6 protein-coding genes are annotated in these 11,674 nt (G+C 31.5%); all 6 read right to left on the bottom strand.

Annotated elements, in window-relative coordinates; translation table 11 throughout:
- Positions 1-52 precede the first annotated feature (52 nt).
- The 6 genes from CKL_RS07520 to CKL_RS07495 all read right to left on the bottom strand — a co-directional run bounded on the left by CKL_RS07520 (position 53) and on the right by CKL_RS07495 (position 11,358).
- Positions 53-1,228: an MFS transporter gene (locus CKL_RS07520; RefSeq protein ID WP_012101918.1), complete on the bottom strand. Its 1,176-nt coding sequence runs from the start codon at positions 1,226-1,228 to the stop codon at positions 53-55.
- Between the two features lie 6 nt (positions 1,229-1,234).
- Positions 1,235-6,922: a non-ribosomal peptide synthetase gene (locus CKL_RS07515; protein WP_012101917.1), complete on the bottom strand. Its 5,688-nt coding sequence runs from the start codon at positions 6,920-6,922 to the stop codon at positions 1,235-1,237.
- A 284-nt stretch (positions 6,923-7,206) separates the two neighbouring features.
- Positions 7,207-7,914 carry a thioesterase II family protein gene (locus CKL_RS07510; RefSeq protein WP_012101916.1) on the bottom strand — a complete coding sequence of 236 codons (708 nt, stop codon included), beginning with the start codon at positions 7,912-7,914 and terminating at the stop codon, positions 7,207-7,209.
- A 4-nt stretch (positions 7,915-7,918) separates the two neighbouring features.
- Positions 7,919-8,617 (bottom strand): 4'-phosphopantetheinyl transferase family protein, encoded by a 699-nt coding sequence (locus CKL_RS07505; RefSeq protein WP_012101915.1) that lies wholly within the window; start codon positions 8,615-8,617, stop codon positions 7,919-7,921.
- 321 nt (positions 8,618-8,938) lie between these two features.
- Positions 8,939-10,564, bottom strand: a complete 1,626-nt coding sequence (locus CKL_RS07500; protein ID WP_012101914.1) for a hypothetical protein — start codon at positions 10,562-10,564, stop codon at positions 8,939-8,941.
- A gap of 5 nt (positions 10,565-10,569) precedes the next feature.
- Positions 10,570-11,358, bottom strand: a complete 789-nt coding sequence (locus tag CKL_RS07495) for an ABC transporter ATP-binding protein (RefSeq protein ID WP_012101913.1) — start codon at positions 11,356-11,358, stop codon at positions 10,570-10,572.
- Positions 11,359-11,674 lie beyond the last annotated feature (316 nt).

The raw sequence follows: 11,674 nt of genomic DNA, 5'->3' as shown, positions 1-11,674 counted from the left end.
AAATTATAATCATATCTAAGCATCTTTGACTTGTTATTTATTTTCGAATACCTTAAAGAGTTGGCTTTACTTCATACTTACCTCTTTTAACATAGACTGTAAAAAGAAATACAACAAAAATTAATAGACATACACTAAAAATATAGTCATTTCCAAACAGACTCATAGCTGTAGATGAGATCACAGGACCTATAGTAGAGCCAATTCCATAGGCGAAAGTAAATAATGAGGTTCCAGAAGGTATGTCTTCTTTGTCCAGGTTTTCAACTGTAACTGCCAGAGATAATGGATATATAGGTCCAATAGCAGCACCAGATAAAAATGAGAAAATTAATCTTAGAGCAAAATTATTGAAAATTATAATTCCTAAAACCGTAAATACAGAAATAAGAATAATAACTATCAAAGTTTTCTTTCTCCCCAACTTATCTGAAATGTAAGTCATAGGTATAGTACCTACAATACTTCCCACTACAAATATTCCCAGAGCATATCCAAGATATGAAAGGACATATTCTTCGTGGAGAAGAAAGATAGGATAGAGAGTAATTAGAGTGGTTTCTGTGAAGCCATATAAAAACGCCCCCTGAAGTCCAATAAATACCTTTCCTAATACATTTCCCTCTGGCTTTTCTGGAAATATTAGTTTTTCCTTAAAATTGAATCTTATAATTATTGGACACAATATGAGCGCAACTATAGGAACCATAAAAGGAAACCAGGTTCTATATACATATAGCTGCGTACCTGTAACAGAGCTAAATATAAAACCTATGGCAAAACAAAATGAATATAAGCCACTGACTATACCTCTTGTATTATCCTCTGTTAAATTATGGAGCATTGTTTGTACTCCAACCATATCAGCACTTATGCCAAATCCCATAATTACCATTAAAAAAAGCCAGAGAAATAAGTTTGTAGCCAAAGGAAAAATACCACAGGCCCCTGCAGCAATTAATGCCCCTAATAACATAACTCCTTTTATGTCCTTATTTCTCATTCTTTTATCCATTAGAATAGAACCTATTGACATAAAAAGAAAAAAAGATGATGAAATTATCCCAATATATAAGTTTCCCACATTATTTTTTTCTAGGTGAGTGGATGCAAGGGGATTTATGATCCCCATTGCAGTTCCCAGGAATAAACCTACAATATAAAGTACCCATTTTTTTTTTGAAACAGCAAATATGCATTTTCTCTTAAATTCATAATAATTTGCCATGCCTCCTTATCTTTTACTCAATGCAGCTCTGAGAGCTGGTATATGATGGGATCCGAACCAGTACATATCCTGCTTTCCGAAAATTTTAATAGCTTCTCCAGTAATATAATCTGATTTATTTGAAGATAAGAATAAAACTAAATCAGCAACTTTTTTAGGTGACATAGCATTTTTCTTAAATGCACCTGGAGCCATATTTGTATCTACCATAGCCGGACAAATTGCATTTACCTGAATGTTACTAGCTTTAAATTCCTCTGCTAAAGATTTAGTTAATCCAATAATTCCATGCTTAGATGCTGAATAGGCACTCATCAAAGGATATCCTATAAAAGATGAATCAGAACCTAAATTAATGATTTTTCCTGATTTTTGTTTTACAAAATGAGGTATAGTCAAATAACACAGGTTATATGTTCCAAACAAATTGACTTCTACAATTCTCTTCCATTCCTCTTCTTTAATATCCGTGAAAGGAGCCATTTTTGTTATTCCTGCGTTATTTACAAGAACATCTATTTTACCAAACTCAGAAACAATTTTTTTCACAGCATCACAGATATCATTATAACTGCTAATATCCGTCGTTATAGTCATAACTTTACTGCCAATTCCTTTAATCTCTGCTGCCGTTTCTTCCAATTCACCTGCTGTCCTTGATATAATAGCTATCTCAGCACCTTCTTTAGCCATTTCAATGGCAATAGTCTTTCCTATACCTCTTCCTCCACCGGTTACAATTACACTTTTGTTTGATAAAAAGCCCTCCTTTTTACTTCCCCTTATTAATGAAAGAGGCTTTAAAGTACTGTTATATTTCGGATTCTTCTTATTATTGATGTAGGAGATCATCTCCATAAAAGCTCTCATATATTTACTTCCAAGATGCTTTATGGTAGATTCACTGTACATATTCTTAGAATATTCTATTTCCAAATTCAACTCACCATTTACTATAGAATAGAAGAATTCAATTGATGAAATTCTCTTTTGATCAGGCTGGGAATATCTTCTGTCAATATCATCCTTTGAAAAAAATTCAAATGTATCGTATTGAGGTATATCCCTGTTTCCCAGATAATTTGACCGTATAGATGCTAAATTCAAATCAGGATATAGATATGAAGGCAAATTGTCTGAAATTAAATCATAACTTACACCGTTCATTGGAACTCCATTCATAGCATTTGTGATCTTATTGACTATTTCATTCCAATCCTCATTGTGTCCTATAGTAACTCCCAGTGGATAATTTATTGCAAAATTTCCTGCAGTCTGGAAAAATATATTATTACCCAGATCCCTTCCATTCATTCTATGGCTTACTACTATCCATGATTTGTTATAAAGCCTTTGCAGCATTTTATAAAGCGGTGCCAGTAAAATGGGATATACACTTGTTTGGAAGCATTTCTTTGCAGTAGTCAATAACTGCTGTGTTTTAGCCTTATCTAAAATAAACATTTCTGAACTGGCAGATTGCTCAGTATTACTACCCAGGTTAAAATCCTCAGGAATCTTAAAGGAATAAAATTCTGAAGGAAATTGTTTTTTCCAATAATCTACAAATTCCAGGCCTTTATTCTTCTTTTCTTCATTAACTCGCAAAATAAAATCCCTATATGATTTGGATTTTTCAAGTTTAATATCTTCAGTTAGAATAAGTTGTCTATATATTTTCCATATATCCTTAAACAACAGTTGATTTGTTATAACGTCAGAAATAAGGTGATGTCCAATTACAGAAATATCATAAAGAGAACTATTTACCCTTACAACAACCACTTTCCAGAGAGGCCATTTGTCTACTTTTAAATCTAAAATAATTTTATCAATTAAATTTTTTACCTCTTTATCTCTCTCTTTACGCTCCATATGAGAACCATCATAAAAATCTGCTTCCACATTTTGTCCTAAAGGCAAAAATTTCTGCTGCCATTTTTCTCCTTTATTAACTAATACACTTCTTAAAACATCATGGTTATCAGTTAATATTGAAAGGGCTTTGTTAAACAAATTATAATCTAAAGGCTGTTTATATAAAAACCTTGTATATCCAGTCCACTGATATGGATAATCAAAATAATTCATTAGCCAATTCTGTGCGGGTGACAGTGGTATCTCACTGATTAGTGCATCTTCAACTACATTGCCCTTTAGTTTCCTTTGAGATAATTCATTCAAAACTTTTCTATCAAGCTTCCCATTAGGAGTCTTTGGTAAAACAGTCACCCATTCAAAGCGGTGGGGAACCATGTAATAAGGGAGCTTCTTTGTTATACACCTTTTTAATTCACTATCATCCACTTTATTACCTGAAACCCATGCAAATAATTGCTTCTGCCCCTGGATATAGTCCACTGCAATTACAGCAGTTTCATTTACACAAGGATGAGTTCCAAGCACTGCTTCAATTTCTCCCAGCTCAACTCTAAATCCTCTTATCTTCACCTGATTGTCTTTACGTCCATGATACTCATAACTCCCATCTTGCCTTCTGGAGGTTAGATCTCCTGTTCGATACAAATAATCACCTGGAACATCTTTGAAAGGATTAGGCTTAAATGCTTCCTCTGTTTTCTGCTTATTATTCATATAGCCACTGGAAAGCTGAATACCCCCAATCCAAAGTTCCCCCATTTCCCCATCTGGAAGTTCTTTCATATCTTCATCTAAATTTTTGATGAACACATTGTCAATAGGTTTACCTATTGGAATACTGTTTTCTCCATTAATTCCAGGCCTTTTGTCAATTATGTGACAAGTAACATCAATGGATGCCTCAGTAGGTCCGTAAAGATTTGCAAGCCCTATTGATAAACCATGCTTATCTATCCATTTTTGTATTGTGGCCATTGGCAGCGCTTCGCCACTAAAAATTAACCATCTTAAATCCTTAAAGCTATAATCATCATCCTCTAAAGCATTTACAAATTCACCAAATAAGGATGGTACAAAATGCATTATATTTATCTTTGTATCTATCAGCCATTTTCCTAAACTCCATGGATTTTTTACAGTTTCCTTACTAGCAGGACATACTATACCTCCATACATTAAAGGCCAGAAAAGTTCCCAGACAGATATATCAAAACAACAAGATGTCTTCTGTGCCACCCGTTCTCCAGGCTTTAACTTAAAAGTATCTTGATGCCATTTTAACCTATTCATATAACCTCTATGCCCCAGCATAACCCCCTTAGGATTTCCAGTTGAACCTGAAGTATAGAGAACTGTCATTAAATCATCAGGAGAATTTATAACTTCAGGCTCACCATCATTGGCAGCCATCCATTGTTCCTTTAAGATCTGCTTGTAGTTGTATATTGAATCCAAAAAAGTGCCATAGTCCAAATACATAAGGGCTTTTATGACAGAATCCTCCTTTATTAATTGTTCTAATGACGTTTTTAACCCATGTTCAGTAAGTAAAATTTCTATATCTGAGTTATTTAGTATATATTGAACTCTTTCTGTTGGATAACTGGGATCCACTGGAACATAAGCTGCACCTGCTTTCATAATACCCATCATTCCAAATAACATAATAGGACCTGGAAATACCATTATTCCAACAAGAGAACCTCTTTTAACACCCTGACTTTTTAAATAATTAGCAATCCTGTTTGATATGTGGTCTAATTCCTTATAGGTTATATTCTCATCCTTATACATAATAGCTATTGCATCAGGCGTAGCCCTGCACTGTTTTACAATTTGCCTATATGGAATTTGTTCTTCTTCCCCAGAGTAGTTTCCTGTTAAGCTTTGATTTTTTTCAACTAATAAAGCCATTTCACTTAGAGTCCTGCATCCAAAAAGAGAGTTTTTATCAACCCCTTCATGAAGTTTACACAATCTTCTTATTATACGAATACATTGCAGAGAATCGATTCCAAAATCTGTCTCCAGATCCTTATGTACATCCTCTTCACAGATAGTTGTACAGCAAATTTCCTCGGCTATTTTCTGGAGTTCTCCAAGTAACATTTTATCTTCCGAAACTTCTAGCCTTAATACTTTATCCTCATTTTCCATTTTATAATTTGCAAGAAAATAGAGATTATCTATAAATTTTCTGATTAACAAATTTATATCATCTTCATGAAAATGCAGACTATCATAATTGGATGAGATAAAGATTTGATTTTGGAATAATTCAATAATATTATCTATAGCTCCTGAATTAGTTGATGTATATGCTTCATAATCAACTATTTTTAAGTTGCCATATTCTTCTTTTATATGAGTATCTCCAACAAAAGAAAGATATAAGTTTGATTTTAAGCTGGAACGCACAAAAGCCGCCGTTGTCTTAGCCATCTTTCCATCTTCAAGCATATCCTCATCTTTTGCCATTTTAGCAGCAATGTAGGTTTGAGCCCTGTCTATTCCTGAAGATATTTTATCTTTTATCTCTTTATCCACCCTCATTACTAATGTAACCCAATCCTCATCAGCCTCTTTCGAATTAAAGCTTACTGACATATTCTGGGCAAAGCACCCTATAAGTCCTGTTGCATCAATATTAGGATATACCTTTCCACCTGTAGGTAAATTTAATATAATTTGCTCACCGTCCTCATCCAGCTGTGTTATGGATTTCAAATGAGCACTAACCATAAGAGTAAACAAAGATACTCTCCATGCTTTTGATTTGTCCATAAGAAGCCTGGTAATATTTTCACCTATCCAGTATTTCTTAGTTTTAACCTGGGCAAATTCATTATCAGAATTACCACTGCCAAAAGGATTAAAACTATACTTTGCCTTCCCGCAAACTTGAGAATAACTATCTAAGTTTTTATTTTCTTCAGGATCATTCCAATTATTTATTTCTGAAATTACCTTATTATAATCGCCTAGGGATAAACTTTCTGATAACTTTACACTGACACCCTGTATTTTTGCTGCATATATCTCAAGTATCTCTCTAAGGATTTGCTGATTTCCCAATCCATCTGAAACCAGATGATTATTTGCCAGTATTAGTTCATATTCAGTGTCATTTATCTGAATCACCATAAATCTATGAAGCGGATATACAAAAATATCAAAGGAGTTGTTTAGAATTTCTTCAATAATCTGATTAATTCTCTGGCTTTTAGCCTGAGCAGACATGTGTCTTATATCCTGTACCTCTATTTCAGGTAATGTAGGATTACTAAATACTTTAAGACTATAGTCCTTAAAGCTTTTTGCTCCCTCACAAACATCAAATTCCGCCCGTAAACTAGGATGCCTCCTTACTAATTCGAGCCAACTTTCCTGAAGCTGATTTAAATAAAGTGGACCCTCAATTTTTACACCTGAACAAATAGTTAATGTCCCCACAGACCAATAAGATACCAAAAATGGATATTGAGCATTCAAAATTACTAAATTATCTTTTTCACTTTGACTTGATTCCTTCCCATTGTAAAATTCCTCGAATATAAGGACAATTTCACCTATTGTTTGCAATGACATGAGCCGTGCTATAGGATACATAGATGTAAACTCATCTAATCCTTCGGTAGGTACAAGCTTCATCAGCTGGTTCATCAATGTTACCATTTTAATTGAATCAATTCCCAAGTCACCTTCAAGAAACATTTCGCAATCAAGATCTTCAATTCTATGCCCAGTTACATTTGATATAAGTTCATATACTTGCACTTTCATATCCGCTGGATTTATTTGATTAATACACACTTTAAATTCCCCTTCCATTTGTTATTAAAGTATCTGACTTACGGACAGTTATCCTGATAAAATATACTTTCATTTCACATTAAATCTTTTAGTTTTTTTCAAGCCACATAGATAAAATTTTACATAGCATTTTTTCTAATTTTGGTGTAATATATTATTGGTTATTTGTCATAGTCAACTCTTTATATAAGTTAATTTTCCTGAATACAACCTATATTTTAGAGTTTGGCTATGCTTTTTTATTAAGTGATTCCTGGGTTTAGGTGGAGTTTGCTCTAAGTATTTTACAGACTTGTTATAACATGATTTATAGTTTCAACCACACTTTTCACATTATCATTTATGAAGAAATGTCCTCCCTGAAAGGCATATTTTTTACATTGCTTTCTTGTATAACCTGACCATTCATCTATTTTTTGGACATCTACCAATTTATCACGCATACCATAAAAAATAGTTATGGGATAATCAAATGGGTTTTCTTCGCCATTATATTGATATGTTTCAATAATTCTAAAATCAGCCCTGAGTATTGGAACAAAATAGCTGGCCAATACTTCATCTTCAAAAACTTCAGCAGGAGTAGCACCATATTCTAGGACAATATTTTTAAACTTATCTTCTGGCAGCCTGTAACAAAGTTCTCTCTTACTTTTAATATGTGGAGCATTAGAACCTGAAAATATTATACTAAGAGGATTATTTAGGCCAGATTGTTTAATTTTGCAGCTTAGTTCGTAGGCAATTATACTTCCCATACTATGTCCAAATATTACATATGAAGAGTCATTTAAAAAATCTTTTATTGATAAAAAAACATCATTAACTGAATCCTCAAGGGTTGCATATAAAGGTACGTTTTTTCTTCTTCCCCTTCCCGCTAGTTCAACTCTGTATATTTCAATAGATCTGTTAAGATATTTTGTCCATTTACTGTAAACCATTGATGAGCCACCAGCATAAGGCAGGCAGATTAATTTAATTTTATCCATTTTATCACCTCACAAGGGTCTTGAACATTTTATACAATTCCAAGTCACTCCATAGTATAATGCTATCTGAAAAGTTATTGGTTCTGGCACATACTGAAAGTTTGTAATTCTTATCTATATCATACTGTTTGAAATAATAATCCTCAAAACTGCCTTCTCTTTCAACCTGTATATCATCATTACAAAGCTTTATATTAAATGAATTAAGTGCCATATATAGACCTTTTCCAACAGCTTTAATATAACTTTCTTTTAAAGTCCAAAATTCATAAAATAGAGGCAATCTAGGACCTTCATCTGATGTTAGAATACTTTCATATTCACTTTCAGAGAAAAAATGCTCAGCAATACTAAAATCAATAGGTTTAATTTGTTCAATATCAATACCCACTGGTAGATTATGTACTGCACAAACTATCCAGTATCCTGAATGAGAAACATTAAAATGAATACTTTCGGGATAGCTTAACAATGGTTTTCCATAATAATTTTTTGTAATACTTAAATCTTTATTTCTTACATGGAAGTCTTTACATAAAATAAATCTTACTAATATTTCAGACATTACTCCTCTTTTTAAATCTTCCAATCTATGAAATTTTTTTACTCTGTAAAGTTTCTCTTCAGAAATAAACGACATTAACTCATCTAATTCATAGCAATTCATATTGCCACTTAAATTAATTGCATAGATATTAACCATATGGAATTCCTCCAGATACAAAACCTTTTAAAACTTACTTGAAGGCTGTAATTAGCTAGCCCCTCATCTTCTTTAAAGTAGGGATAAGCATGTTACCCCTTGATAACTTCTTCTAAGATTTAGAGAAATACAACATATATATTATATATTTTTGGAAATATATAAGTCAATAATCCAACTTGCAAAATGACAAATATTAACATAGAATTAACGTGTAATTAACTAATATGACTAATATTTACACAAAATTACATCAAATTAAATTTATATTTCAATATACGACATAAAATTTAGTTCTAGTTAATTGTTGTATTAAAGAATCTACAAAGATACATTAAAAGCTTTTTTCCATAAGACTGTGACCAATATAATCAATATAATTAAATATACATATATACCATAACTTATAAAAGTACAGAAATAATGTATTCCCGCTAATACACCCAACAATATCATAAGAACAATTAAAATCAATCCTTCTCCCTGTGCTGAAGTCTGTAATTTTTCTGAGAAAGGCAGGGATTTTTTCATCAATTTAAAACATATAACTGTAAACAGCAAAATATTAAAAAACAATACAAATATATCCGGAATTATTCTGATACCAAATATAAATACAAACAGTATAAATTCCAAAACATATACCGGAAGCATAAGCTTTACAATGAGAGCTTTTAAAGTTCCTTTAAATATAGAAGCTGTGTTTTTAATGGGCATAGCTTTATAAATCCAGGCACCTCTATAGTTTACGGAATATTTCATCATCATGACTACAGAGGGAAGTATTAATGTACAAAAATATAGATTCAAATACATTTTACTAGAAGCTATGTTAGATAAGCTTTCATATCCTATGCTATTGAATATAAATATAAATGGAAAAATCAATGAAAATCCCAGTGATGGATAAACCTTAAGCTTAAATTCCCTTTCGTTTTTCATCATATAGGAGGCAAATTTGAAAAATATTTTTTCTTCTCTATTTGAACATATTATACTGGATAAAGCTACAGCTAATTTACCTTTGGCTTTTTTTCCCCGGACACTATTATTATTTAACTTCTGCAGGTTTTCCTCAAAAGTTGGTATAAATTTTACATATATAACTATTGAAATTATGGGTACAATTAATGCTAATGCAGAAAATATCACAGTAAAATGACTGTAATTATGCTTCAATATCAATTCAAAAGGAGCACTAAACCATACTGGTGGTAAAAAATACTGCCACCATTTGGGAGTCAAGATTGGCTTTAAGTCCACAATATTAAATAATCTCCCTATAAATTGATATCCTAAAGTTATGGTTATAGATAGTATTATTTGAACATAATTTATTATATCCTTTAATTTTTCACCATCAAAAAACTTTAATATGACCAGATACAACAAGGCAGTTATTATTACTATAAATAGATTGGATAGAATTATTTCAAGAAAAAATATTAAAAAAAATAAAAATCCTTGTTTTATTAAGGCTGCTGCCAAAGCTGTCCCACAAATTGAAATGGTTATTAAAAACATATATATGCATACATGAATTATTTTTGCAGTACTTAAAGTTTTATTATGTACTGGTTTTGAAGATATAATATTTTTATCCCTTATGTCTAAAAGTACGGAAGAAAAATCAGAGATTAAGGAAGTCATAAGCATAAACATGAGAATTCCAAATACAAAACTCATTTGAAACATAAAATTTTTATCCATAACAACAAAGGGAACCATAATTATCCCTATAATTACATAAAATAACAAAGACTTTTTCAAATTATTTTCATTTTCACTTTTCTTTTTAGAAGAATTTTTTAATATTGTAGGCACTCGTCTTCCATCCATGAGAATCTTCATCTGTAGTATCCTTCTCATTACAATGTAATCTATACCATATTTTTCAAATACACCCTGAAACTTATCCAAAAACTTTAATACTCTGAAATCTTTCATAACTGCTACCTCTCTTCAATTATAGATACAAATTCTTCAGCTATGGACCTGTGATCATTGAATCCTACTAAATTATTGAATATTCTTTCCAGTGATTTTTCTTCCGATTTATTTTTTAAATCCTCAAAAGTCCCATCAGCTATAATTTCACCATTATTAAGAAGTACTATTCTGTTGCTTATCTTCTCTACTACATCCATTATATGAGATGAGTAAAATATGGTTTTGCCCTGAAGTGCCAGTTTTGCAAGTATTTCTTTTACTACAATAACGCTGTTAGCATCTAATCCACTTAAAGGTTCATCATAAAATAGTATGTCTGGATTGTGAAGTAAGCTTGATATTATAAGTACTTTTTGTTTCATACCTTTAGAATAAGAAGTTATTCTTGAATTGTAAACTTCATCTATACCAAATATCTTCATAAGTCTTTCTGCTTTTTTATCTACTTCATTATAATTTAAGCCATAGAGTTCTCCTATAAAAGTTAGGTATTCCCTGGCTGTAAGACTATCATATATTTCTGCTGTCTCAGGTACATAGCCTATTTTTCTTTTATATTCTATATTACCGTTACTTATGTCTTGTCCTAAAATTCTTACCTCTCCTTCATATTCCCCTATGAGTCCAAGCATTATTTTCACCGTAGTACTTTTCCCTGCACCATTAGGTCCTATATATCCTATAATTTCACCTTTATATACCTGCAAATTCACCCCTTTTAACACCTGTTTTTCCCCAAATCTAATTTTCAAATCTTTTATACTTATTAAAGGTAATTCTTTGTTTTCCAATAATATCACTCCAGTCTGTTTTCCTTTAGGTAGATTTTATCATATTATGCTGCATGAGTGTGCTTTAATTATATTGTAACAAACTTTCAGAAACTTAATAATAATATATACATAATACGATAATTATTTTAGCATAATAAAAAGATAGAAAGTATAACCTTCTATCTTAAAAAACAAAAGTCATTAACATAATCATCATTTCATATAAGCTATAAAAAACTCAATTAATAATGATGTCGAGATAAATGCTCAATAATTCCGATAGCATTTCCCACTCCATCTTCCACACTAAGCCTTTTCCCTAATATTAATGCGT

This window comes from Clostridium kluyveri DSM 555 (assembly GCF_000016505.1).
GTDB classification, from domain to species: Bacteria; Bacillota; Clostridia; order Clostridiales; family Clostridiaceae; genus Clostridium_B; species Clostridium_B kluyveri.
The sequence above is the reverse complement of the archived record's forward strand: the minus strand, read 5'-3'. Positions and strand labels throughout refer to the sequence as shown.